This window comes from Pseudomonas sp. OA65 (assembly GCF_017498305.1).
In the GTDB taxonomy this organism is placed as follows: domain Bacteria; phylum Pseudomonadota; class Gammaproteobacteria; order Pseudomonadales; family Pseudomonadaceae; genus Aquipseudomonas; species Aquipseudomonas zanjanensis.
Genome location: NZ_JAGDEZ010000001.1, coordinates 297,837 through 322,421, shown reverse-complemented (window position 1 = coordinate 322,421; position 24,585 = coordinate 297,837). Strand labels below are relative to the sequence as shown.

Below are 24,585 nucleotides of genomic sequence, written 5' to 3'. Positions count from 1 at the left end.
GGGGGGAGCCTGGCATTGAAATCTGGGGGAGAGCCTGGCATTGAACCTGTGGGAGCAAAGCTTGCTCGCGATGAAGGCACCTCGGTTCCCCAGGTGGACCGCATGATCGTTCATCGCGGGCAAGCCTTGCTCCCACAGTCCTTGCTCCCACAAACCTCGCCCACAGTCACGCTGCGGTCAGCAAGCACTCGGCAAGCCATCTATCATGGTCGGCATCCGACGATTCCCCCACCCCTTCTCTTTTCAGGTTGTGCCGATGCCCTTGACCGCCGCCCGCTCGCACACCCGGCCCCGCCGCTTCCTGGTCACCCTGCTCTGCGGCCTGGTGCCGATACTGTCAGGGCTGGCCATTTTGTACATGCAGGCCGAAAGGACGCTGGCGCAACACACCCGGCAGACCGCCGAGGAACTGGTCCGGCAGATCGAGCTGATGCTCGACAACACCGCCTTGGCAGCCCGTGAATTATTGCCCCTGGCCAGCCAGCCCTGCGAAGCGGTGAAGCTGGCCTTACGCGAACAAGTGACGCGCCGGCCCTTTGTCCGTTCGACCAACCTGATCTGGGACGACAGCCTGTATTGCAGCTCGCTGTTCGGCGCCTTCGAGGAGCGGGTCAACCCGAGCGACTATTATCAGGGCTCGCTGTGGCTCATGGACGGCAACCCGGTCACCCCGGATACCGCGCTGTTGATCTACCGGCTCAATGAGGGCCGGCAAGGCGCCTTGGCCACACTTGACGGGTATCACTTGGCCAATGTCCTGCGCCTGATCGGCGGCCAGACCCGGCTGCGGCTGCAAGTCGGGCCGAATTGGCTGGCGGCGGACGGCAAGGTCCGGCCAGCGCCGTTGCCCGGGCTGCCGGTGGCCCAGAGCGAACTGGGTTCATCGCGCTACGCCTTTAATGTGGAAGCCGGATTCGAGGAAGGAGAAACCTGGCGCTACATGGCCAGGGAATATCCACCGTTGTTCAGCCTGTTGATCTTCTTTGGCGCTGTGGCAGGGATTCTCGGGCACTGGCTGCAAAAGCGCGCCTCATCGCCCAGCCGTGAACTGCAACGGGCGTTGGAAGCCGGCGAGTTCGTGCCCTACCTGCAACCGGTCGTGCACAGCGCCAGCAAACGCTGGGCCGGCGTCGAGGTGCTGATGCGCTGGAACCACCCCAAGGAAGGCCTGGTCCGTCCGGACCTGTTCATTCCCTTCGCCGAACACAGCGGCGTGATCGTGCCGATGACCCGCGCGCTGATGCGGCAAACCATGCGCCTGCTGGTGCCGCTCGCGCCGCAACTCGAAGCGCCGTTCCATGTGGGCATCAACATCACCGCCCGCCACTGCCAGGATCTGGCGCTGGTAGACGATTGTCGCGAGTTTCTCAACGCCTTCGCACCGGGGTCGATAACCCTGGTGCTGGAGTTGACCGAACGCGAGCTGATCGAACCGACGCCCGTGACCCGGCAACTGTTCGACCAACTGCGGGAACTGGGGGTCAAGATCGCCCTCGACGATTTCGGCACCGGTCATTCCAGCCTGACGTACCTGCGCCAATTCAATGTGGATTTCTTGAAGATCGACCAGAGTTTTGTCGCAATGATCGGCGCCGACGCCCTGTCGCGCCACCTCCTTGATAGCATCATCGAACTGTCGGGCAAGTTGGACTTGGACATGGTGGCCGAGGGTGTCGAAACCGTCGAACAAAGCGACTATCTGAGCGCAAATGGGGTGAACTTTCTGCAGGGTTATCTATTTGGTCGCCCCATTAGCGGGCAGGCATTCGCTGAGACGTTGACCACCACTAATGGCAGTTAACCGTCGCCGATCTATTGACGACGGCGCTCCAATTGATAAAACGCCTGCTGTTGTTACATAACGAAAAAGTTACGATTTACACTTTCCGGATTAACTACTACAATTTTTTCTACCTGTGCCACATAACAGGAGAGAGTCATTAACACCGAGTCGCTTCAAGGCGCTTGGCTTATAGCTTTGTTTGCGGTTGGTATCAGCCAAATATTTTGATTGGAGTAATCATTTTGTCCAGACTCGCTGAATTTCGTGCAGCCGAAAAGGCCCTTCAAGAACAGCTCAAGCAGCTGGAATCACTGAAGAACGATGCCGGGCTCAAGAAGGAAATCGAATTCGAGGAAAAGCTCCAGGGACTGATGAAAACCTACGGCAAGAGCCTGCGCGACATCGTCGCGATCCTCAACCCGAACCCGTCCAAGGCAAGCCTGCAGTCGACCAAGCCCACCAAGACCCGTCGCGCGCGCGTGGTGAAGGTTTACCAGAACCCGCACACCGGCGAGTTGATCGAGACCAAGGGCGGCAATCACCGCGGCCTGAAAGCCTGGAAAGAACAGTACGGTGCAGCAACTGTTGATTCTTGGTTGCGTGGTTGACAGTGCGTGGTTGACAGCCCGGCATGCAAAAAGCCCTGAATAGTCAGGGCTTTTTTATGGACTAAACTTTAGGGTTAATCCCTTTGGGGTATTACGCTGGAGGCGTTATAGTTTCAAACTGTTTCGCACCGACTGTACTTCATCCTGGCTTTCAACAAATGCCTGCGCCTGCCCGGCATAGGACAGCACATAAGCCTTGCCCTCATTTAGTGCCGCGACGAGTGCCTGAGACAATACATGTCGGCCGTTTTGCGTGATCGTGCAAGTGGTTTCCAAAGCAGTGACGCCACCCAACATGGAGGCATGCACCTTAGTGCATACACTTTGATAACCGCCCTGGAAAAAATCCTTCTGGATTGATTTGCGCATTTCCAGCAACACGCCTTGCAAGTTGACTTGGTGATCGGGCGCAACAGGGGTCGTGGTCAGTTCCATGACCATCACGGCATTGCCTGCCGGATCGCTCTTGGTTGCCCGTTGGCGCAGGGTTCCGGGGGCTGCCGATGTCGATGCCTGCGCCGGCAGCGGTTCGACGACCCAGCCCTGGGGCCAGGTAATTTGCGGTTCGGACGCCTGGACGCCGCCGACACTCACCAGCAGCAGGACAAACAGCGAAAGGAACGGTCGAATCATTGCGTGGCCACTCAAGGACGAATCGTGAAGTCTGAAGGCCGAGGCAGAACCAGGCAATAGCCACGCGTAGTTTGGCGCCGCCGCCTCCCTTGCGTATCATGGGCGCACCTGCAAGGAAGCCGCCTGACGCAAGCCCAGGAGCCGTCGCGACCACACTTGCGACGCCGTTTGCCCCACTTTTTTCCGGAGGGCCCATGAGCCTGCACGAACTCAATACTTTCCCTGGCGTCACCGCCCAACCTGACGCCGCCACGGCCCGATTCGTCTTCAACCACACCATGTTGCGGGTCAAGGACATCACCCAGTCCCTGGATTTCTACACCCGCGTACTGGGATTCTCGCTGGTGGAAAAGCGCGACTTCCCGGAAGCCGAATTCAGCCTGTATTTCCTGGCGTTGGTGGACAAGAACCAGATTCCGGCGGACGCGGCGGCGCGTACCGAATGGATGAAGTCGATCCCTGGCATCCTGGAACTGACCCACAACCACGGCACCGAAAGCGACCCGGCGTTCGCCTACCATAACGGCAACACCGACCCTCGCGGTTTCGGTCATATCTGCATCTCGGTACCGGACGTCGTCGCAGCCTGCGAGCGCTTCGAAGCATTGGGCTGCAACTTCCAGAAGCACCTGACCGATGGCCGCATGAAAAGCCTGGCGTTCATCAAGGACCCGGATGGCTACTGGGTCGAGATCATCCAGCCCGCGCCGTTGTAAACCTCACCACCGTCCATCGCGATAGCTCGATAGATGTTTACTTGTCGACAGTGATGCTGGATTTGAGGGCCTCTTCGCGAGCAAGCCCGCTCCCACACTGGATCGCGTCGTCCACAGGTTTTGCGTACGACAGCGATCCAGTGTGGGAGCGGGCTTGCTCGCGAAGGAGGCAACTCGATCTAGCAGGGTGAATACCACGCCTGCCACAGACAAGGCGCAGATAAAAACCCCATGAGCCAATGGCCCATGGGGTTTTGTGTTTTCCGCTATTGGTTGTTCAGGCCGGCGCGGAGGTGCGGATCAGGTGATCGAAGGCGCTCAGGGAAGCCTTGGCACCCTCTCCCACGGCGATCACGATCTGCTTGTACGGTACAGTGGTCACGTCACCGGCGGCGAACACGCCAGGGATCGAGGTTTCACCACGTGCATCGACGATGATCTCGCCCCGGGGCGACAGCTCGACGGTGCCTTTGAGCCAATCGGTATTGGGCAACAGGCCGATCTGCACGAAGATCCCTTCCAGCGCCACATCGCGCACTTCACCGCTCGGACGGTCCTTGTAGCGCAAGCCATTGACCTTCTGGCCATCACCCGTCACTTCGGTGGTTTGCGCGTTGGTGATCACCGTCACGTTCGGCAGGCTGTGCAGTTTGCGCTGCAACACCGCGTCGGCACGCAATTGCACATCGAACTCCAGCAAGGTGACGTGGGCGACGATACCGGCCAGGTCGATAGCCGCTTCGACGCCGGAGTTACCACCACCAATCACCGCCACGCGCTTGCCTTTGAACAGCGGACCATCGCAGTGCGGGCAGTACGCGACGCCCTTGTTGCGATATTGCTGCTCGCCCGGCACGTTCATTTCGCGCCAGCGGGCACCGGTCGCCAGGATCACGGTCTTGGCCTTGAGGCTCGCACCGCTGGCGAACTTGATTTCATGCAACTCGCCGTCTTTGCCGGGCACCAGGCCGTCGGCACGTTGCAGGTTCATGATGTCCACATCGTACTGCTTGACGTGTTCTTCCAAGGCGACGGCCAGTTTCGGCCCTTCGGTTTCCTGGACCGAGATGAAGTTCTCGATGGCCATGGTGTCGAGCACCTGGCCGCCGAAACGTTCTGCCGCCACGCCGGTGCGAATGCCTTTGCGGGCCGCGTAGATCGCCGCCGAAGCGCCGGCCGGGCCACCGCCGACCACCAGCACATCAAAAGCGTCCTTGGCGCTGATTTTCTCGGCCTGGCGCTCGATACCGCTGGTGTCGATCTTGGCGAGAATTTCTTCCAGGCCCATGCGGCCCTGGCCGAAGTTCACGCCGTTCAGGTAAATGCTTGGCACGGCCATGATCTGGCGTTCATCAACTTCGGCCTGGAACAGCGCGCCGTCGATGGCGACGTGGCGAATGTTCGGGTTCAGCACCGCCATCAGGTTCAGCGCCTGGACCACGTCCGGGCAGTTCTGGCACGACAGCGAGAAATACGTCTCGAAGTTGAACTCGCCCTTGAGCGAGCGGATCTGTTCAATGACTTCGACACTGGCCTTCGACGGGTGGCCACCGACTTGCAGCAGGGCCAGCACCAGCGAAGTGAATTCATGCCCCATGGGGATACCGGCGAAACGCAGGCTGATATCGGCTCCCGGGCGGTTCAACGAAAACGAAGGCTTGCGCGCATCGGTACCGTTGTCGAGCAAAGTAATCTGGTGGGAAAGACTGGCAACGTCTTGGAGTAACGCGAGCATTTCCTGGGATTTCGCACCGTCGTCGAGGGAAGCGACGATCTCGATCGGCTGGGTGACCCGTTCCAGGTATGACTTCAACTGAGCTTTAAGATTGGCGTCCAACATACGGGCGATTTCCATTTTTGAATTTCAGAAAAAACAACGCCCGAGCGAATCTCGCCCGGGCGTTTTTTGGGGCGAAGCGGCTTACTTGATTAAGAGCGGATCGCCCTCGGATGACTCACAGGTTTAGATCTTGCCGACCAGGTCCAGGGACGGAGCCAGGGTGGCCTCGCCTTCTTTCCACTTGGCTGGGCAGACTTCGCCTGGGTGAGCGGCGACGTACTGAGCGGCCTTGACCTTGCGCAGCAGCTCGGAAGCGTCACGGCCTACACCGCCGTCGTTGATTTCAACGATCTTGATCTGGCCTTCTGGGTTGATCACGAAAGTACCGCGGTCAGCCAGGCCGACTTCTTCGATCAGCACGTCGAAGTTGCGGGAGATGACGTGGGTCGGGTCGCCGATCATGGTGTACTGGATCTTGCCGATGGCTGGCGAAGTGTTGTGCCAGGCTGCGTGGGCAAAGTGAGTGTCGGTGGAAACGCTGTAGATCTCGACGCCCAGTTTCTGGAACTCGGCGTAGTTGTCGGCCAGGTCTTCCAGTTCGGTTGGGCAGACGAAGGTGAAGTCAGCCGGGTAGAAGAACACGACAGACCACTTGCCTTTCAGGTCGGCGTCGGACACTTCGACGAAAGCGCCGTTTTTGAAAGCGGTAGCGTTGAACGGTTTAACTTGGCTGTTGATGGTAGGCATCGATGTTTCTCCGTCAGGGGTTGAAAAGTTGATGGAGAGGATCTTACCCACTCATCCCCAGGCTGGCTCATTGGCAAACCTGATGTGAATGATTGGTTTTGGCTATCAGGAATCTATATAGATAGAAAAAATCTGTAGGAGCTGTGTAGGAGCTCCTACACAGCTTCTATGCAGCGCATATAGCTGCGTCAGGCGGCGGGGGTACGCATCGTCACGAATTCTTCGGCGGCAGTTGGGTGCACGCCGATGGTTTCGTCGAAGTCGCGCTTGGTGGCGCCGGCCTTGAGGGCGATGGCCAAGCCTTGGACGATTTCCCCGGCGTCCGGTCCGACCATGTGGCAGCCCAAGACTTTATCGGTGTTGGCATCGACGACCAGTTTCATCAAGGTGCGTTCCTGGCAGTCGGTGAGGGTCAGTTTCATCGGCCGGAAACGGCTTTCAAAAATCTGTACCTCATGCCCCTTCTCCCTGGCCTGCTCTTCCGTCAGGCCCACCGTGCCGATGTTCGGCAGGCTGAACACGGCGGTGGGGATCATCCGGTAATCCACCAGGCGATACTGCTCGGGCTTGAACAGCCGCCGCGCCACCGCCATGCCTTCGGCCAGGGCCACCGGGGTGAGCTGCACACGGCCGATCACGTCGCCAATGGCCAGGATCGATGGATCAGTGGTCTCGTACTTTTCGTTGACCTGCACGAAGCCTTTTTCGTCCAGCTTGACGCCCGTGTTTTCCAGCCCAAGGTTGTCCAGCATCGGCCGTCGGCCCGTGGCGTAGAACACACAATCGGTCGACAGCGTGCGACCGTCCTTGAGCTCTACCCTGAGGCTGCCATCGTCCAGTTTTTCGATGGACTTGATGTCAGCGTTGAATTGCAAGTCCAGGCCACGGCGAGTCAACTCTTCCGCCAGGTGCTTGCGCACCGCACCGTCAAAGCCGCGCAGGAACAGCTCACCGCGATAGAGCAAGGAGGCCTGCGCGCCCATGCCGTGGAAGATCCCGGCGAACTCCACCGCAATGTAGCCACCGCCCACCACAATGACGCGCTTAGGCAGGTCCTTGAGGAAAAACGCCTCGTTGGAGCTGATGGCGTGCTCGCGTCCCGGGATATCCGGGATCACCGGCCAGCCGCCGGTGGCAATCAGGATATGCTTCGCGGTGTGGCGCTGGCCGTTGATCTCGACCTCGTTGGGGCCGGTCAGCCTGGCATGCCCTTCGTGCAGCTCGACGCCACTGCTGACCAACAGGTTGCGGTAGATGCCGTTGAGGCGATTGATCTCCCGGTCCTTGTTGGCGATCAACGTGGCCCAGTCGAAACTCGCCTCGCCCGCCGTCCAGCCATAGGCCGATGCCTGCTCGAAGTCCTCGGCGTAATGCGCGCCGTAGACCAGCAGTTTTTTCGGCACGCAGCCCACGTTCACGCAGGTCCCGCCCAGGTAGCGGCTTTCCGCCACGGCCACCTTGGCCCCGAAACCGGCGGCGAACCGCGCAGCCCGCACACCACCGGAACCGGCGCCAATCACATACAAGTCAAAATCGTAGGCCATTTTCTATCTCCTTCGGCAGGTCATCAGCATACCTGCTGTTTTTCACCTGAGGCAGCGTTGCGATGGTTATGGGGGCGGAAAATGGAAAAGCCAGCTGGACTGGATCATGTCGAGCGGTCAAGCCCAAAACCTGTGGGAGCGGGCTTGCTCGCGAATGCAGTGTGTCAAACGACATCAATGTTGGTTGTGCCGCCCTCTTCGCGAGCAAGCCCGCTCCCACAAGGTGAATCCCTTGTATGGCTTGCGAGAGATTTTTTCCCAAGCCAAAAAAAACGCCCCGAACCAGTCGGGGCGTTTTTTATGGCGTGGCGCAGGCTTATCAGTAAGCCTTGCCCGTCTTGTAGAAGTTCTCGAAGCAGAAGTTGGTCGCGTCGATGTAGCCTTCGGCGCCACCGCAGTCGAAACGCTTGCCCTTGAACTTGTAGGCCATGACGCAGCCGTTCTGGGCCTGTTTCATCAGGGCGTCGGTGATCTGGATTTCGCCGCCCTTGCCTGGCTCGGTCTGTTCGATCAGGTCGAAGATGTCCGGGGTCAGGATGTAGCGACCGATGATCGCCAGGTTCGACGGCGCGTCTTCAGGCTTTGGTTTTTCAACCATGCTGTGGACGCGGTAGATGTCGTCGCGGATCATTTCGCCGGCAATCACGCCGTACTTGTTGGTTTCCTGCGGATCGACTTCCTGGATCGCCACGATGGAGCAGCGGAACTGCTTGTACAGCTTGACCATCTGGGTCAGGACGCCGTCGCCTTCGAGGTTGACGCACAGGTCGTCCGCCAGGACCACGGCGAACGGTTCGTCACCGATCAGTGGGCGACCGGTCAGGATCGCGTGGCCCAGGCCTTTCATTTCGGTCTGGCGGGTGTAGGAGAACGAGCACTCGTCCAGCAGCTTGCGGATGCCGACCAGGTACTTTTCCTTGTCGGTGCCTTTGATCTGGTTTTCCAGCTCGTAGCTGATGTCGAAATGGTCTTCCAGGGCGCGCTTGCCACGGCCAGTCACGATGGAGATTTCAGTCAGGCCCGCATCGAGGGCTTCTTCGACGCCGTACTGGATCAGTGGCTTGTTCACCACCGGCAGCATTTCTTTGGGCATGGCTTTAGTCGCTGGCAGGAAGCGAGTACCGTAACCGGCTGCTGGGAACAAGCATTTCTTGATCATATAAGTCCTTGAAAAGGCGGTGTGTACGAGTTTCGGCGCAGTCTAATCAGGCGACGGGCACCTTACAATGCCCGCACTGGCCAACCGGTGCCATCATAGAGAAATAAAAAACGGCGGATAGTTCAATCGCCTTTCGTTTCGATGGCTACAGCGGTCCACTGTACGCCAGTGAGCGCTGTTTGCGGGCATTTGACGTATCATGGCCGCCTTGATCACGCCAACGAGGCAGTTAGATGTCGGCAAGAAACGCAAACGGTTATTCGGTCAGCCAGGGCAAGGACGGCCAGTGGTGGATTATCAACTACCACGGCGAGCAGGTCGCCGGTCCCTTGCCCAGCAAGGCCATGGCAGTGGAAGTGGCTGCGGTATTCCAGGACGAACGCGCGGCTCCAGCGACGAAGGAACGCGAAAGCGCCCCCGCCCGCAGCCCCCGCCGCAAGAAATAAGCCGCAGGAAATAAACAGACGAGCCTCTAGTAAATGCCACCGGCGCATCGAACGAGGCTTGTTTAGCTGTACCGCAATGGCCATTCGCTATAACCTCGCCATTGCCCTTCCCTCCTCGATGACGATCCCATGAAGACACTTCTGGCGCTGTTTACAGTCCTGGCCCTGGCGGGCTGTGCCTCGGCCGAAAAAACCTATCTCGACAATGGCGAACAAGGCTTGGCGATCGACTGCTCGGGCGAGGCCAATTCCTGGGCGACGTGCTATGAAAAGGCCGATGCGTCCTGTGCCGGCACCGGCTACCGCATCGTCGGCACCGACGGCACGCCCCAGGCCAAGGACAGCGAGAAGACCCTGGGGGTCGACGTCGGCAACTTCAGCAGCCGCAGCGTCGTAGTGGTCTGCAAATAAGCTAGATGTGTATTTCGGCGAACTTGATGCCCAGCCCACGTATGGTCTCAACCAGGTCATCGAGTTGGCTGAAGGACTCGACTTCGTCCTGCTCATCCACCAGGAAAAAACTGCGCCCGGCGCTTTTCTTGAAGAACACGATCCATTCGCCCGGGCTCGCCGGGTTCTGGATCACGTGGGTGGCAAAAATAAGGCCTTCTGCATGGCGCTCGCGCACCTGCTCGCGTTTCATCGAGTGACTCCATGAATGACAATGCCGCCAACGTTGACCGTGGCGGCATTTTTTGTCGAGGGGAAGCAGTTTATCCGATGGCCGGTCCGCCCGTCAGGCGCTGACGTGTTCAGCCGGAAATACAGGCATTGGCCGCGTCCTGCACATCGCCCGGACGCACGGGCACGTTGGACATGCTTTCGTGCAGCTTGATGCTGCTGCCACTGGAACGCTCGTCAATGTCGAACACTGCCGCCGGCAGGGCCGACAGTTTGCCCGGGACGATCAGCCGCACGCCGTTCTTGTGCGGCTCCATTTGCAGCGAGCCACGGCTGCTGGCCAGCTTGTCGGCCACGCACTTGGCATATTCGTGGGGTTTCTTTCCGGAGATGACGCTCATGGTGGGGGGCGTCTGGTTGATGTCCGATACCGATGCACATCCACTCATGGCCAATGCCAACACCCACACGCTGCGCTTCATATGTTTCCTCCAATAAAGATGCTCCGACAGTGCAAACACCGTTTTGCTCCGGTGCCGCACCGCTTTTTTTTCCCGCTACCTGCGATAAATGAACAAAGCCTGGCGCGCGGGCCGGATATTAACACTCGGGGCTGATAAACTGCGCCTCATTGCCCCTTGCTATCGTTTTGATTTTGTAGAAAAAGCCCTTCTGGAGGCGCCCATGAAATTCATTCACCAGCGCGAGCACCTGAACGAAGACGACATTGTCGTCATCGAATGCTCGCAAATGTGCAACATCCGTTTGATGAACGACGCCAACTTCCGCAGCTTCAAGAATGGCGGCCGGCACACGTATCACGGTGGCGCGTTCGACACCTTCCCGGCCAGGATCACGGCGCCGAGCACCGGTTTCTGGAACATCACCATCGACACCGTCAACCGCCGTGCAATCAGCGTCACGCGCAAGCCGACCCTGACCCACAAGATCAAGATCATCCGGCGTTCCAGCTCGAAACTGAGCTGAGCATCGCCCTTTCAAGAAAGGCAAAACCGTGGCCCAGACGACCAAATACGTTATCAAGTACAAGCTCAACGACGAGCGCCGCTTCGAATTCGCGCAACTGGAAACCGGCACCGAGGAAGAAGCCCTGGCCGCGTTGCAAAAGCTGCACGGCGAGACCGATGTGATCAGCGACCTCAAGGTCAGCAAGGCGCTGTAATGGCTCATCCTGATTGATTTTTGTAGCCACTGGGTGGGCACGATGCTTTTGTGGCGAGGGAGCTTGCTCCCGCTCGGCTGCGCAGCAGTCGCAAAACCTGCTGGCGCGGTCTGCCTGCAAGAACACATCAGTCATTTTGGGTCGGCTTCGCCGCCCAGCGGGAGCAAGCTCCCTCGCCACAAGAGCATTGTGCTCAATGGTGCACCGCAAGAATCGGAGTGCCCGGCAACGCCGCACTGCGCAGACTGAACAGTCCTTTCCACCAAGGATTGCCATCATGCCCCCTACGCTTTCCCTGCCTCAACACCTCGTCAACCTGGACTGGCCCACCCTGGAGCACAGTCTCGACCAGGACGGCTGTGCAATCATTCGCAACCTGCTGCCGCCATCGCAATGCCGGCAACTGAGTGGTTTGTACGCCGATAGCGAGCTTTTCCGTTCGCGGGTGATCATGGCCCGCCATGGATTCGGGCGCGGCGAGTATCAGTATTTTCGCTATCCGCTACCGGACCTCATCCAACAGCTGCGTCAGTCGCTGTACCCCATGCTGGTGCCGCTGGCGAACCGCTGGAATGAATGCATGGGCCTGGAGCTGCGCTACCCCCACGAACACGCCGAATTCATCCAGCGCTGTCACGATGCCGGGCAAGCGCGCCCTACGCCGTTGTTGCTGCAATACGGTCCGCAGGACTACAACTGCCTGCACCAGGATCTGTACGGCGAACAGGTGTTCCCCTTGCAGGTCGCGATCCTGCTGTCGGAACCGGCCCAGGACTTTACCGGTGGCGAGTTTGTCCTCACCGAACAGCGCCCGCGCATGCAATCGCGGCCCCTGGTCATGGATCTGAAACAGGGCGATGCGCTGGTATTTGCCGTGCACCAACGGCCGGTCAAAGGCGTTCGCGGTTATTATCGGGTGAACATGCGCCATGGCGTCAGCCGCGTGCACAGTGGCAGACGGCACACCTTGGGAATCATTTTTCATGATGCGCAATAACGACACACCGATCACCTTGGACCTGTTCGCCGAGCAGGCGCCCACCACGCCCGGCCAGGTCGAACATATCGGCCAGCAGGCGTTCGTGCTGCGCGGCTTCGCCCTGCCCTGGCTCGAGCGTTTGCTGCCGGCGCTGGAAAGCGTCTTGCAAGCTGCACCGTTCCGGCAGATGGTCACGCCTGGTGGTTTTACCATGTCGGTGGCCTTGAGCAGTTGCGGCGCGCTGGGCTGGACCACCGACCGCAGCGGCTATCGCTACACCGCCCATGACCCGCAGACCGGCCACCCCTGGCCCGACATGCCGGTGGTGTTTCGCGAACTGGCCCAGGCTGCCGCCCGCCAGGCGGGGTTCGAGCAGTTCGAGCCCGACGCCTGCCTGATCAACCGCTACGTGCCCGGCGCGCGCATGTCGCTGCACCAGGATAAAAACGAACGCTCCCTCACCGCGCCCATCGTCTCGATCTCCCTGGGCCTGCCGGCGGTGTTCCAGTTCGGCGGCTTCGAGCGCAGCGACAAAGCCTTGCGCATCCCGTTGTTCCATGGCGACATCGTGGTCTGGGGCGGCGTGGATCGCTTGCGTTACCACGGCGTGCTGCCGCTCAAGGAAGGACAACACCCGCGCCTGGGCGCCCAGCGGATCAACCTGACGTTTCGCACCGCCGGATGAAGGTGCAGAATTCGACCGCAAGACCCGGAGTGTCGCCCTCTCGCAGGCTGGCTAATGTAGCCAAAACGGGCCAATGGAATAACGACCATGAACAGCACTTCAAACAATCTTGCCGCTGAACAGGATCCTCGCTGGGCCGCCGTGCTCGCCCGCGATCCGCGCGCCGACGGTACATTTGTCTATGGCGTGAAAACCACCGGCATCTACTGCCACCCCAGCAGCCTGTCGCGCTTGCCCAACCCGCGCAATGTCGAATTCTTCGACACGCCGGAACAGGCCCAGGCCGCCGGTTATCGGCCCAGCAAGCGCGTGGCCCGGGACCAGACCCAGATCGCCGCCCAACAAGCGGCCCGGGTCGCAGCGGCTTGCCGGCAGATCGAGGCCGCCGAGGCACTGCCCGGCCTGAATGAACTGGCAGACAGCGCCGGCTTGAGTCCCTTCCATTTTCATCGGGTCTTCAAGGCCGTCACCGGCCTGACGCCCAAGGGTTACGCCGCCGCCCACCGCTCACGCAAGGTGCGCGAACGCCTGGCCGATGGCGGCACCATCACCGAAGCGCTGTACGACGCCGGTTTCAATTCCAACAGCCGTTTCTATGAAGCGGCCGACAAGGTGTTGGGCATGAAGCCCGCCGACTACCGCGCCGCCGGGCAGAACACCGACATCCGTTTCGCCGTCGGCCAATGCTCCCTCGGGGCGATCCTGGTGGCACAAAGCGAGCGTGGCGTGTGCGCGATCCTGCTGGGGGACGATCCGGATGCGCTGGTGCGGGACCTGCAGGACAAATTCCGCCGGGCCAACCTCATCGGTGCCGACCGCGAGTTCGAGCAGTTGATCGCCCAGGTGGTGGGCTTCATCGAAGCGCCGGCCCTGGGCCTGGACCTGCCCTTGGACCTGCGCGGCACCGCCTTCCAGGAGCGGGTCTGGCAAGCGTTGCGGGACATTCCCGCCGGCAGCACCGCCAGCTACGCCGAGATCGCCCAGCGCATCGGCATGCCCAAGGCCGTGCGCGCCGTGGCCCAAGCCTGTGGCGCCAACAGCCTGGCAGTGGCTATCCCTTGCCACCGGGTGGTGCGCAGCGACGGCAACCTGTCGGGCTATCGCTGGGGCGTGGAGCGCAAGCGTCAGTTGCTGGCGCTGGAACGCTCGTCCGGGGATTGAATGCCGATGTAGATCGCCACCGATTCGGGGCCACTATAGACCTCGAAATCGGTGGTGAAACGGCGCAGCGTCTGCGGGTTATCGGCGAAGTACGCCCAGATCAAGCCCCAGGTCTGGATCACGCAATCGGGCATCGGCCCCTTGGCCGAAAACACCAGGTAGTCCCCGCCCTCGATGTCCACGGCGGGGTAGCCTGCGCTGGTCGCATCCACCTGCACCCCGGCTGTTACGTCGAAGTGGCCGGTGGCGTCGGACTCGTAATTGGAATAGACACCGTAGACGAACGACTCCGACTGCCGGGCCGGAATCGTGTCGAACAACCCTTCGGTGAAGAATCGTTGCCACATCGGGCCGATCCTCGCCGTGTCGGGATGCTGCTCGTCGGTGTTGCGGGTGCGCACCTGCAAACCGGCCACGGTGAAGGGTTCGACAGTCTTGAGTTTCACATCCATGGGTCAGGCTCCTTGATGTATGAAGCCCGCATGGTAACCCTCACGGCGTCGGGATCAAGCGGCAAGCACTCGATTGAAAAACTCGACTGGCCGTCGCCGGCCCACACCTGTTAAAAACGCTGTTTCCTTCTGCCCCGGAGACCCCGCACATGAGCCAGTGGCCAGACACGCGCATTCTTGACCTGCTCGGTATCGAGCTGCCCATCATTCAGGGGCCGCTGGCCGGGGTGACCGGGCCGGCCATGGTGGTCGCGACCTGCAATGCCGGCGGGTTGGGTTCGATGCCGGCGGCGATGCTCGATGTCGAACAACTGCGCCAGGCGTTGACGACCATCGGCGAGCAGACCGACAAGCCGTTCAATGTGAATTTCTTCTCTCACCAGCCGCCAGCCTTCGATGAACAGCGGGCCGAGGCCTGGAAGCAACGGCTCAAGCCGTACTACGAGGAACTGGGCGTCGACTTCGACGCACCGACCCCGGTGTCCAACCGCACGCCGTTCGATGATGCTGCCTGCCGGGTGTTGGAGGAAATGCGTCCCAAAGTGGTCAGTTTCCACTTCGGTCTGCCGGAGAAATCCCTGCTGGACCGGGTCAAGGCCACCGGGGCGAAAATCCTGTCTTCGGCCACCACCGTCGAGGAAGCCGTCTGGCTCGAACAGCATGGTTGCGACGCGATCATTGCCATGGGTTATGAAGCCGGTGGGCATCGCGGGATGTTCCTCAGCGACGACCTCAATACCCAGGTCGGGCTGTTTGCCTTGCTGCCGCAGGTGGTGGATGCGGTGAAGGTGCCGGTGATCGCCACCGGTGGCATTGGCGATGCGCGGGGGATTGTCGCGGCGTTCGCCTTGGGCGCCTCGGCGGTGCAATTGGGCAGCGCCTACCTGTTCACGCCCGAGGCGAAGATCAGCGCATCCCATCACCGGGCGTTGCGCACGGCCAAGGAGAGCCAGACCGCGGTCACCAACCTGTTCACTGGCCGTCCGGCCCGGGGCATCGTCAACCGGGTGATGCGCGAAGTGGGCCCGATGAGCCCGCTGGCCCCAGCGTTCCCCCTGGCCGGGGGCGCGTTGATGCCGCTGCGGGCCAAGGGCGAAGCGGACTTCAGCAACCTCTGGGCCGGCCAGGCCTTCCCTCTGGGCCGCGCGTTGCCGGCGGCCGAGTTGACGCGGCGGTTGGCCGAGGAGGCATTGGCCCGACTCCACAGGGCGAATGCCTGACCCACCGCTTTCGCGAGCAGGCTCGCTCCCACAGGGGGGAGTGCTGCAACCACGACATTAGGTGATGCCAATGTACCTGTGGGAGCGGGCTTGCTCGCGAAAGCGGTGGGTCAGTTGGCAAAGGGGTTGAATGTGCCGCCGTCTTCGCGAGCAAGCCCGCTCCCACAGGGGTTCTGTGGTGAACATGAATCTTGCTGCCACCTCTGGCCCCTTGTGGGAGCGAGCCTGCTCGCGATGGGGCCAGCCCTGGCACCCTCGCTCCCCAGGCAAAATGCCGCGTTCCGTTTGTCGGTCATTCGCTATATATTCCGGTATATAGCGAACCTGCCCCGGAGCCTCACCCATGCGCCTCACCCGCTTCGCGCCGTTGCTGTTGATCCCGTTCCTGACGATTGGCGCCGCCCAGGCCGCCGAGGTGCAGGTAGCGGTCGCGTCCAATTTCACCGCGTCGATCCAGGCCATCGCCGCCGATTTCGAAAAAGACACCGGGCACAAACTGGTAGCAGCGTACGGCGCCACCGGGCAGTTCTACACGCAGATCAAGAACGGCGCGCCGTTCGAAGTTTTCCTCGCCGCCGACGACACCACCCCGGCCCGGCTCGAAAACGAAGGCGACACCGTCAAGGGCTCGCGCTTCACCTACGCCGTCGGCACCCTGGCGCTGTGGTCGGCCAAGGCCGGTTATGTCGACAACCAGGGCCAGGTCCTCAAGCGCAACGATTTCCAACACCTGTCCATCGCCAACCCGAAAGCCGCGCCCTATGGCCTGGCCGCGACCCAGGTGCTGGACAAGCTCGGCCTGACCGCCCAGGTCAAAAGCAAGCTCGTCGAAGGCCAGAACATCACCCAGGCCTACCAATTCGTCTCCACCGGTAACGCTGAACTGGGCTTCGTCGCCTTGTCCCAGGTGTACAAGGACGGCAAGGTGACGGGCGGCTCGGCGTGGATCGTCCCGGCCGACCTGCACGACCCGATCAAACAAGACGCGGTGATCCTCGACAAAGGCCGGGACAACCCCGCCGCCGTGGCCCTGATGGATTACCTCAAGGGCCCGAAAGCCGCCGCCATCATCCAGACCTACGGTTACCAACGCTAAATGCCCCTGACCAGCGCCGATTACGCCGCCATCTGGCTGACCCTGAAACTGGCGTCCCTGACCACGGTGATCCTGCTGCTCATCGGCACGCCCATAGCCTTGTGGCTGTCGCGCACCCGCTCCTGGCTGCGCGGGCCGGTGGGTGCGGTGGTGGCGTTGCCATTGGTGCTGCCGCCCACGGTGATCGGCTTCTATTTATTGCTGGCGTTGGGACCGAACGGCTGGATCGGCCAGTTCACCCAAGCCCTCGGGTTGGGCACCCTCACCTTCAGTTTCACCGGGTTGGTGATCGGCTCGGTGATCTATTCCATGCCGTTCGTGGTGCAGCCGTTGCAGAACGCCTTCGCCGCCATCGGCAGTCGCCCCCTGGAAGTCGCCGCCACCCTGCGAGCCGGGCCCTGGGACACGTTTTTCAGCGTCATCCTGCCCCTGGCCCGCCCCGGTTTCATCACTGCGGCGATCCTCGGTTTCGCCCACACCGTTGGCGAATTCGGCGTGGTGCTGATGATCGGAGGCAACATCCCGGAGAAAACCCGGGTGGTGTCGGTGCAGATCTACGACCATGTCGAAGCCCTGGAATATGCCCAGGCCCACTGGCTGGCGGCGGCGATGCTGGTGTTTTCATTCCTCGTGCTGCTGGCGCTGTACTCCAGCCGCCGAGCCCGCGCCGGCTGGAGCTGATCGATGATTCACGCGCGTTTGCAACTCGACCATGGGGCGTTTTCCCTGGACCTGGATGTGCAACTGCCGGGCCGTGGCGTGACAGCCTTGTATGGGCCTTCCGGTTCCGGCAAGACCACCTGCTTGCGCTGCATTGCCGGATTGGAACGGCCGGCCCAGGGGTTTATCGAAGTCAATGGCCAGGTGTGGCAGGACACTGAGCACGGTGTGTTCGTGCCGCCCCACAAGCGTCCCGTGGGGTACGTGTTCCAGGAGGCGAGCCTGTTTGCCCATCTGTCGGTGCGGGCCAACCTGGCATTCGGCCTCAAGCGCATTGCACCGGCACAACGGCGGGTGGACATGGACCAGGCCACCGACCTGCTGGGCATCGGGCACTTGCTCGATCGGCAGCCGAACAACCTCTCCGGCGGCGAACGCCAACGGGTAGGCATCGCCCGCGCCGTGCTCACCAGCCCGCGTCTGTTGCTGATGGATGAGCCGCTGGCGGCCCTCGACACCCGACGTAAAAACGAGATCCTGCCTTATTTGCAACGGCTCCACGATGAGCTGGACATCCCGGTGCTGTACGTCAGCCATTCCCAGGACGAAGTGGCGCGCCTGGCCGATCACATCGTGCTGCTCGACGCTGGTCGCGCACAGGCCAGCGGCCCCATCGGTGAAACCCTGGCCCGGCTCGACCTGCCATTGGCCTTGGGGGATGACGCCGGGGTGGTGATCGAAGGCAAGGTCAGCGGCTATGACCCGGCGTATCAATTGCTGACCTTGAACCTGCCCGACAGCCAACTGAACGTCCGCGTGGCCCATACCTCATTGGCCCTCGGCCAATCGCTGCGCTTCAAGGTCCAGGCCCGGGATGTCAGCCTCAGCCTGGCGAACGATGCCCAGACCAGCATTCTCAACCGCCTGCCGGTCACCGTGATCAGCGAACAGGCCGCCGACAACGCCGCCCATGTGTTGATCCGCCTGGAAGTGGCCGGCACCCCGCTGCTGGCGCGCATTACTCGCTACTCCCGCGACCAGTTGAAGCTGCACCCGGGGCAGGTGTTGTGGGCGCAGATCAAGGCGGTGGCGGTGTTGGCGTAGGGTTCGTAGGCAGCGGATCACACTGTAGGGAACTTGTGGAGCAAGGATGTGGGAGCAAGGCTTGCCCGCGATGCAAGCACCTCGGTGTAGCTGATAGACCGAGGCGATGCTATCGCGGGCAAGCCTTGCTCCCACAGATTTGCTCCTGCAGATTTGCTCCTGCAGATTTGCTCCTGCAGGTTTGCTCCCACAGTTTGCTTCTACAGATTTTGCGGCAGCCTCAGAATCTTGGCACGACCGCAACGGGCTGCGGTCAATGAATTCACAGGCCACCGGATTCGTTGCCAAGGATTTTTTTCATGCCCGACACCCTGCCGCCGGATGCACTGCCGGCCGACCTGCATTATGTCGATGACACGGCCCCGGGGATCACCCGCAAGAAGCTCCGGGGCAAATTCTGTTATTTCGACCCGCAGGGCCAACGCATCACCGACGCCGCCGAGATCCAGCGCATCAACGCCCTGGCGGTGCCGCCGGCCTACACCGATGTCTGGATTTGCACCGACCCCCGTGGTCATCTCCAGGCCACCGGGCGCGATGCCCGCGGGCGCAAGCAGTATCGCTACCATGCGCGCTGGCGTGAGGTGCGCGACGCGGACAAGTATTCGCGAATGCTGGAGTTCGGACGCGCCCTGCCGCGCTTGCGCAAACGCCTGGAAGAAATCCTCGCCACGCCCGGCTTCAGCCGCGACAAAGTGCTGGCCACGGTCATCACCCTGCTGGACGTGACCTTGATCCGCGTCGGCAACCCCCAATACGCTCGCGCCAATCGCTCCTACGGCCTGACCACCCTGCGCAACAAACATGTCGAGGTCAACGGCAGCGCCATCGCCTTCCAGTTCCGTGGCAAGAGCGGCGTCGAGCACCAGATCACTGTGAAAGACCGGCGCCTGGCGCGGATCATCAAGCGCTGCCAGGAGATCCCCGGGCAGAACCTGTTCCAGTACCTGGACGAACATGGCGAGCGCCACTCCATCAGTTCTTCGGACATCAACGCCTACCTCAAGACGCTGACCGGCGCCGATTTCACCGCCAAGGACTACCGCACCTGGGCCGGCAGCGCAGCGGCGCTGGCCGGGCTGCGGGCGCTGCGCTGGGAAACCGAGACCGAAGCCAAGAAACACGTCACCGAGATGGTCAGGCAGGTCTCCCGACAACTGGGCAACACGCCGACCGTCTGTCGTAAATGCTACATCCATCCCGCCGTGGTGGAAGGTTTCCTGCTCGGCGCCCTGAAGGCCTTGCCCAAACCCCGGGCCCGCAAAGGCCTCAGCGAAGAAGAAGCCGGACTGGCGCTATTCTTGAAGCGTATGACCCAAACGGCCGAGGCCTGCGAACAGGCGCAATCGGGTTAACGCAATGGACCCGCGGCGAGTCAAGGCGGTGGAACATCGGCAGACCACCGGACTCCCAACTGTAGGGCACGACCACTGCGCAGGTATTCAAAAAGGGTGAAATCGACAGGAGTTACAGATGTCCGAACACATTGTCCATTTTCATTGCCAGATCGACCAGGGAACCACCGAACGCTTTCGCGACAACTGCCTGGAGGCCATCGAGCAAGGCGCCGACTCGCTGATGCTCAACCTCTCCACCGTCGGCGGCAGTACCAACTTCGGTTTTACGCTGTATACCTTCATCAAGTCCCTTCCGGTGCCGGTGCGTGCAGTCAATGCCGGCAACATCGAGTCGATGGGCATCGTCATGTTCCTGGCCGCTAGCGACCGCACCACCACCCCCCATTCGCGCTTCCTGATCCATCCGATGAACTGGTATTTCGGCCAGAAATCCGTGGACCACTCACGTTTGCGCGAGTACCTGTCCAGCCTGGACAACGACGTGGCGCGGTACGTGGAGATCTACGTCAAGGAAACCGCCGGCGCGGCGACCCAATTGGATATCTTCAAGTGCCTGTGCGCCGAGGAACGAGTGATTCCGGCCGAGAATTCCCTGGCCTTTGGCATCGCCCACCGGGTCGAGCAGGTCGTCTTCCCCGTGGAGGCCAAACATTGGAAAGTCAGCGGCGGTGAAGATTAAGAACGAAATCAATAAATAACATGCTCATTGGCTTTTCAATTAAACGTGGCAATCCTGTACAACTTTCAAGCGAAGCGGCTGTATAACTTTTTTCCTTGCGCTTTGTTAAGTGGATTACCGTTCGTCGCCAACGAAACGTTTTCTTTAAACTTCCCTCGGGAATTTTCTTTCACAGTTAGGCGAGGCAGTTTTTGCTCGCTTTAACCAAAATGAGGATTCTCAAAATGGCTAACACCGGAAACAAGAACCCAGGTAATTTCGCAAATGATCGTGAGAAAGCTTCGGAAGCCGGCAAGAAAGGCGGACACGCTTCGGGCGGCAACTTTGCAAATGACCGGGAAAAAGCCTCTGAAGCCGGCCGCAAAGGTGGCGAACGCAGCCATGGCGGCGGCAGGAAATCGTAACCTGGAAAACCGTCGGGGCGCAGTAATGCTGCGCCCTGGCGCTTAACCACACCGAGGCCGCCCATGAGCAAACAGGATCGATTCATCATCAGTTTCATCAGCAACAACCAACCTGACAATCGTGTGGTGCAGGCGAGCACCGAGACATTGAGTGCCGACGAAGCCGAAGCACTCTTGAGGGCGACGTTCAGTGAACTCAAGGATGTTGAACTCAGCGATGTCCAAGTTCAGAAAAAAACCCGGCCCAACGAAGAAGAACATGGTGTGCCGGGGCATTTCAAACAGCCGTAGTTCAAACTAACTGCGCGACGCCCTATCCCGCCTTATTACTTCGAACACTTCGTGGCGAGGGAGCTTGCTCCCGCCGGGCTGCAAAGCAGCCCCCCTCTATTGCTCAACTCGGTCAGTGATATGCCTGAGGGTTAATGGGGCTGCTGCGCAGCCCAGCGGGAGCAAGCTCCCTCGCCACAAAAGAGCGGAATTTCGACAACCTTTTAATGGGCATGATCCCCAGTCGGATCCTTGATCTGCCACACCTGCCCTTTCTGCCAGGCGTCCGCCCCGGGATCGATCGCCGGCGCTTCAATACCCGCTCGGGCCCGCTTTTTCGCTTCGCTGTCGATGCCCATCCGACCGTCCCGCTCGCGTACCAGCCGTGAGTTGATCTGCCCGTCGGCCGTGAAGCCCATCATCAACTGAGGCACTCCGTAAGGCAGTGCGTTGCCCTGTTCGGTGTGCCAGGTGTGCCAGGTCTTGCCATAGGTGCCGACCAGGTTTTCCATCAGCCGGGTTTCCGCGACCTGAGGGATCCCCGGTGCGATCAATTGCCCGGATTTCACCTCATGCACATGGCTGTGCCACAGCTGTTTTTCACTGGCTGGCAACCCTTCGAACAAACGCTTGCTGATGATGTACTCGACGCCCATCAGCTTGGCGCCGGAGGTGTTGCCGTCGAAGATCGCGCACTGAAAGACTTCCTCGTTCAGCGCCGTGCAGTAGTGATGCGCTTCCATCTGCCCGGACATCCGCCCGTTATAGAAATGAAAACCATCGAGGTAGGTGTCCAGGGCCCGCAACGGCGGTTTGTCCTGCATGAGCCGCGCCCCGGTTTCCAGCGTCGCAGTGGTCGGGGTCTTCGCCGCGCCCGGCGCATCGACGGGCGAGCCGCTCGTGCCGCCCGCGCAACCGGTCAATCCCAAAGCCGACGCCCAAAGCAGTGTCCAGGCGCCATAAACGCTTCGATCTGGCATGTCATCTCTCCTTTTCATGACTGTTCATGAGAAAGACAGTGCCGGGGGCGGGTTTGATTTTCCTTGCGACCTACCGACGAATGGCGCGCCTCGGCAACCTCTGCGATCAACCGGCGCTATGGATTTGCTTCACCGTCTCGATCCAGCTCGGGTCCAGGCGCGACTGTTCAGTGTCCAGGCCCAGCGCCTGCATCTTCGCCAGATGCGCGTCGGCCTCTCGCGCCAGGGCCCCCTGGGCGCTGGAGTTGGCGTCCAGCTGATGCATCTGCGCCAGCCCCAGGTGATAGAAGCGCAGCAGCTTCATGGCGGCCGGGTCCTCGGCCTGGACACCGGTCTTCACCTGATGCATCACGTTGGTGATTTTCATCAGGCTGCGCTTGAGTTGCCAGCCGTACACCGCGGCGGCCATCCACGGCTGCGACCAGAAATACTGGCGCATCAGCACCGCCATCGCCAACACGGCGACGATCACCCCGCCCAGATTGAAGCGAAAGTTATCGCCTCCGGGCGTACCGAACAACATCACGGCCAGGCTGGACAGCAGCATCGCCAGGGCCAGGAACACCACCGCGATGATGAGGGTGCTGCGGCGGGTCTGCTTGCGGTAGGTGTCACCATCCCACGGTTTGATCTCGAACATCGCGGTGCAATTTCCTTGTACGGCATCAAAAGAGTCACGCATTATCGCCTGCCCGGTCGATTTAGCTATGCTGGGGCTCATTTTGTATCGCTACCGACTCGCCAGGTTCGGATCGAAGTCCATGGCGACAGCGCAAGGATCGTGCGATCTTTCGGTGTGGACGTTTTTTTCAAGATGCCGTCGTTGTGTGCATGGCATCGTTTTCAAGGAAAGCTGAATGACTCAAAGACATGTAATCAACGCTTCGGTAAGCCCAAAAGGCAGCCTGGAAACCTTGTCCCAGCGCGAAGTCCAGCAACTGAGCGAAGCCGGTTCCGGCAGCATCTACGACCTCTTCCGCCAGTGCGCCCTGGCCATCCTCAATACCGGCGCCCATGTCGATAACGCCAAGACCATCCTGGAAGCCTACAAGGACTTCGAGATCCGCATTCACCAGCAGGACCGAGGCGTGCGCCTGGAGCTGCTGAACGCGCCAGCCGACGCCTTCGTCGACGGCGAGATGATCGCCAGCACCCGGGAAATGCTCTTCAGCGCCCTGCGCGACATCGTCTACACCGAGAACGAACTGGACAGCCAGCGCATCGACCTCAGCTCGTCCCAGGGCATCAGCGACTACGTGTTCCACCTGCTGCGCAACGCCCGCACCCTGCGCCCGGGTGTCGAGCCGAAAATCGTCGTGTGCTGGGGCGGTCACTCGATCAACACCGAAGAATACAAATACACCAAGAAAGTCGGCCACGAACTGGGCCTGCGCAGCCTGGACATCTGCACCGGCTGCGGCCCGGGCGTGATGAAAGGCCCGATGAAAGGCGCCACCATCGCCCACGCCAAGCAGCGCATCCATGGCGGGCGCTACCTGGGCCTGACGGAGCCGGGCATCATCGCCGCCGAGGCACCGAACCCGATCGTCAATGAGCTGGTGATCCTGCCGGACATCGAGAAACGCCTGGAAGCCTTCGTGCGGGTCGGCCACGGCATCATCATCTTCCCGGGCGGCGCCGGCACGGCGGAAGAATTCCTGTACCTGCTGGGCATCCTGATGCACCCGGCCAACCAGGACCTGCCCTTCCCAGTGGTGCTCACTGGGCCAAAAAGCGCCGCGCCGTACCTCGACCAGTTGCATGCGTTTGTCGGTGCGACCCTGGGCGAGGCGGCGCAGAAGCATTATCAGATCATCATCGACGATCCGGCCGAAGTGGCCCGGCAGATGACCCAGGGGCTCAAGGAGGTCAAGCAGTTCCGCCGCGAGCGCAACGACGCCTTCCACTTCAACTGGCTGCTGAAGATCGACGAGGGCTTCCAACGCCCGTTCGACCCGACCCACGCCAACATGGCCAGCCTGGGCCTGAGCCGCGACCTGCCGGCCCACGAACTGGCCGCCAACCTGCGCCGGGCGTTTTCGGGAATCGTGGCCGGTAACGTCAAGGACAAGGGCATCCGCCTGATCGAGGAACACGGCCCTTACGAAATCCACGGCGACCCCGCCATCATGGAACCCCTCGACCGCCTGCTCCAGGCATTCGTCGCCCAGCACCGCATGAAACTGCCGGGCGGCGCGGCATATGTGCCGTGCTATCGCGTGGTGACCTGACCTCCAGCCCCTACACCACTCCAATGTGGGAGCGAGCCTGCTCGCGATGGCGCCGGCACATCCAACATTGATGCAAGCTGACCCAC

28 protein-coding genes and 1 pseudogene are annotated in these 24,585 nt (G+C 60.9%); 19 read left to right on the top strand and 10 right to left on the bottom strand.

Annotation, left to right across the window (positions count from 1 at the left end; translation table 11 throughout):
- Positions 1–256: 256 nt before the first annotated feature.
- The gene (locus J3361_RS01465) at positions 257–1,801 is read left to right on the top strand and encodes an EAL domain-containing protein (RefSeq protein ID WP_207961715.1); all 1,545 of its coding nucleotides are present in this window, start codon (positions 257–259) and stop codon (positions 1,799–1,801) included.
- 224 nt (positions 1,802–2,025) lie between these two features.
- The gene (locus J3361_RS01460) at positions 2,026–2,391 is read left to right on the top strand and encodes a histone-like nucleoid-structuring protein, MvaT/MvaU family (RefSeq protein ID WP_207961839.1); all 366 of its coding nucleotides are present in this window, start codon (positions 2,026–2,028) and stop codon (positions 2,389–2,391) included.
- 105 nt (positions 2,392–2,496) lie between these two features.
- On the opposite strand, the gene J3361_RS01455 is transcribed toward J3361_RS01460, so the two are convergent.
- Positions 2,497–3,024 (bottom strand): DUF4946 domain-containing protein, encoded by a 528-nt coding sequence (locus tag J3361_RS01455; protein WP_207961713.1) that lies wholly within the window; start codon positions 3,022–3,024, stop codon positions 2,497–2,499.
- Between the two features lie 194 nt (positions 3,025–3,218).
- On the opposite strand from J3361_RS01455, the gene gloA reads away from it, so the two are divergent.
- On the top strand, positions 3,219–3,740 hold the full coding sequence (gene gloA, locus J3361_RS01450; protein WP_207961711.1) for a lactoylglutathione lyase: 522 nt from the start codon (positions 3,219–3,221) through the stop codon (positions 3,738–3,740).
- Positions 3,741–4,017: 277 nt separating this feature from the next.
- Here the strand turns inward: gloA and ahpF are convergent, their stop codons facing one another.
- The 4 genes from ahpF to galU form a co-directional block, all read right to left on the bottom strand.
- Complete coding sequence (gene ahpF / locus J3361_RS01445; protein ID WP_207961709.1) at positions 4,018–5,580, bottom strand: alkyl hydroperoxide reductase subunit F; 1,563 nt, start codon at positions 5,578–5,580, stop codon at positions 4,018–4,020.
- A 123-nt stretch (positions 5,581–5,703) separates the two neighbouring features.
- The gene (ahpC, locus tag J3361_RS01440; RefSeq protein ID WP_207961708.1) at positions 5,704–6,267 is read right to left on the bottom strand and encodes an alkyl hydroperoxide reductase subunit C; all 564 of its coding nucleotides are present in this window, start codon (positions 6,265–6,267) and stop codon (positions 5,704–5,706) included.
- A 188-nt stretch (positions 6,268–6,455) separates the two neighbouring features.
- A complete protein-coding gene (gorA, locus tag J3361_RS01435; RefSeq protein ID WP_207961706.1) occupies positions 6,456–7,811 on the bottom strand; it encodes a glutathione-disulfide reductase in 1,356 nt (451 codons plus the stop codon).
- Positions 7,812–8,130: 319 nt separating this feature from the next.
- On the bottom strand, positions 8,131–8,970 hold the full coding sequence (gene galU / locus J3361_RS01430) for a UTP--glucose-1-phosphate uridylyltransferase GalU (protein ID WP_003182953.1): 840 nt from the start codon (positions 8,968–8,970) through the stop codon (positions 8,131–8,133).
- A gap of 233 nt (positions 8,971–9,203) precedes the next feature.
- Between galU and J3361_RS01425 the strand changes: the two genes are divergently transcribed.
- Positions 9,204–9,416, top strand: a complete 213-nt coding sequence (locus tag J3361_RS01425; RefSeq protein ID WP_060741669.1) for a hypothetical protein — start codon at positions 9,204–9,206, stop codon at positions 9,414–9,416.
- Between the two features lie 129 nt (positions 9,417–9,545).
- The gene (locus J3361_RS01420; RefSeq protein ID WP_186709309.1) at positions 9,546–9,827 is read left to right on the top strand and encodes a hypothetical protein; all 282 of its coding nucleotides are present in this window, start codon (positions 9,546–9,548) and stop codon (positions 9,825–9,827) included.
- 1 nt (position 9,828) lies between these two features.
- Here the strand turns inward: J3361_RS01420 and J3361_RS01415 are convergent, their stop codons facing one another.
- Entirely contained in the window at positions 9,829–10,059 is a 231-nt protein-coding gene (locus tag J3361_RS01415) for a hypothetical protein (protein WP_186709307.1), read from the bottom strand.
- Positions 10,060–10,168: 109 nt separating this feature from the next.
- The gene (locus J3361_RS01410; RefSeq protein WP_186709305.1) at positions 10,169–10,519 is read right to left on the bottom strand and encodes a hypothetical protein; all 351 of its coding nucleotides are present in this window, start codon (positions 10,517–10,519) and stop codon (positions 10,169–10,171) included.
- Between the two features lie 202 nt (positions 10,520–10,721).
- On the opposite strand from J3361_RS01410, the gene J3361_RS01405 reads away from it, so the two are divergent.
- The 5 genes from J3361_RS01405 (at position 10,722) to ada (ending at position 14,045) form a co-directional block, all read left to right on the top strand.
- A complete protein-coding gene (locus J3361_RS01405; RefSeq protein WP_003182962.1) occupies positions 10,722–11,024 on the top strand; it encodes a DUF1883 domain-containing protein in 303 nt (100 codons plus the stop codon).
- A 28-nt stretch (positions 11,025–11,052) separates the two neighbouring features.
- A complete protein-coding gene (locus tag J3361_RS01400; protein WP_207961703.1) occupies positions 11,053–11,220 on the top strand; it encodes a hypothetical protein in 168 nt (55 codons plus the stop codon).
- A 277-nt stretch (positions 11,221–11,497) separates the two neighbouring features.
- Positions 11,498–12,217, top strand: coding sequence for a 2OG-Fe(II) oxygenase (locus J3361_RS01395; RefSeq protein WP_207961701.1), 720 nt, complete (start codon positions 11,498–11,500; stop codon positions 12,215–12,217).
- Complete coding sequence (gene alkB, locus J3361_RS01390; RefSeq protein WP_207961699.1) at positions 12,204–12,884, top strand: DNA oxidative demethylase AlkB; 681 nt, start codon at positions 12,204–12,206, stop codon at positions 12,882–12,884. Before J3361_RS01395 ends, alkB begins: the two co-directional genes overlap by 14 nt.
- A gap of 87 nt (positions 12,885–12,971) precedes the next feature.
- The gene (ada, locus tag J3361_RS01385) at positions 12,972–14,045 is read left to right on the top strand and encodes a bifunctional DNA-binding transcriptional regulator/O6-methylguanine-DNA methyltransferase Ada (protein WP_207961697.1); all 1,074 of its coding nucleotides are present in this window, start codon (positions 12,972–12,974) and stop codon (positions 14,043–14,045) included.
- Here the strand turns inward: ada and J3361_RS01380 are convergent.
- Positions 14,009–14,497 carry a GyrI-like domain-containing protein gene (locus J3361_RS01380; RefSeq protein WP_207961695.1) on the bottom strand — a complete coding sequence of 163 codons (489 nt, stop codon included), beginning with the start codon at positions 14,495–14,497 and terminating at the stop codon, positions 14,009–14,011. The two genes, ada and J3361_RS01380, sit on opposite strands and share 37 nt — an antisense overlap.
- A gap of 149 nt (positions 14,498–14,646) precedes the next feature.
- Here J3361_RS01380 and J3361_RS01375 point away from each other — a divergent pair, with 149 nt between their 5' ends.
- From J3361_RS01375 to J3361_RS01340, 8 genes and pseudogenes are all read left to right on the top strand, one after another.
- A complete protein-coding gene (locus J3361_RS01375; protein ID WP_207961693.1) occupies positions 14,647–15,717 on the top strand; it encodes a nitronate monooxygenase family protein in 1,071 nt (356 codons plus the stop codon).
- A gap of 343 nt (positions 15,718–16,060) precedes the next feature.
- Positions 16,061–16,813 (top strand): molybdate ABC transporter substrate-binding protein, encoded by a 753-nt coding sequence (modA, locus tag J3361_RS01370; protein ID WP_207961691.1) that lies wholly within the window; start codon positions 16,061–16,063, stop codon positions 16,811–16,813.
- Positions 16,814–17,494: a molybdate ABC transporter permease subunit gene (modB, locus tag J3361_RS01365; protein WP_186729699.1), complete on the top strand. Its 681-nt coding sequence runs from the start codon at positions 16,814–16,816 to the stop codon at positions 17,492–17,494.
- A 3-nt stretch (positions 17,495–17,497) separates the two neighbouring features.
- A complete protein-coding gene (modC, locus tag J3361_RS01360) occupies positions 17,498–18,577 on the top strand; it encodes a molybdenum ABC transporter ATP-binding protein (protein ID WP_207961688.1) in 1,080 nt (359 codons plus the stop codon).
- Between the two features lie 299 nt (positions 18,578–18,876).
- Entirely contained in the window at positions 18,877–19,932 is a 1,056-nt protein-coding gene (locus J3361_RS01355; protein WP_207961686.1) for a DNA topoisomerase IB, read from the top strand.
- 118 nt (positions 19,933–20,050) lie between these two features.
- Entirely contained in the window at positions 20,051–20,614 is a 564-nt protein-coding gene (locus tag J3361_RS01350) for an ATP-dependent Clp protease proteolytic subunit (RefSeq protein ID WP_207961684.1), read from the top strand.
- Positions 20,615–20,856: 242 nt separating this feature from the next.
- A pseudogene (locus tag J3361_RS01345) lies at positions 20,857–21,018 on the top strand (general stress protein); the annotation flags it as partial.
- 63 nt (positions 21,019–21,081) lie between these two features.
- Positions 21,082–21,309: a hypothetical protein gene (locus J3361_RS01340; protein WP_207961682.1), complete on the top strand. Its 228-nt coding sequence runs from the start codon at positions 21,082–21,084 to the stop codon at positions 21,307–21,309.
- A gap of 203 nt (positions 21,310–21,512) precedes the next feature.
- Here J3361_RS01340 and J3361_RS01335 read toward each other — a convergent pair whose 3' ends face one another.
- A complete protein-coding gene (locus J3361_RS01335; protein ID WP_207961680.1) occupies positions 21,513–22,268 on the bottom strand; it encodes an OBAP family protein in 756 nt (251 codons plus the stop codon).
- Positions 22,269–22,374: 106 nt separating this feature from the next.
- Positions 22,375–22,908: a DUF3087 family protein gene (locus J3361_RS01330; RefSeq protein WP_207961678.1), complete on the bottom strand. Its 534-nt coding sequence runs from the start codon at positions 22,906–22,908 to the stop codon at positions 22,375–22,377.
- A gap of 217 nt (positions 22,909–23,125) precedes the next feature.
- On the opposite strand from J3361_RS01330, the gene ppnN reads away from it, so the two are divergent.
- Positions 23,126–24,499: a nucleotide 5'-monophosphate nucleosidase PpnN gene (gene ppnN, locus J3361_RS01325; RefSeq protein ID WP_053122984.1), complete on the top strand. Its 1,374-nt coding sequence runs from the start codon at positions 23,126–23,128 to the stop codon at positions 24,497–24,499.
- Positions 24,500–24,585 lie beyond the last annotated feature (86 nt).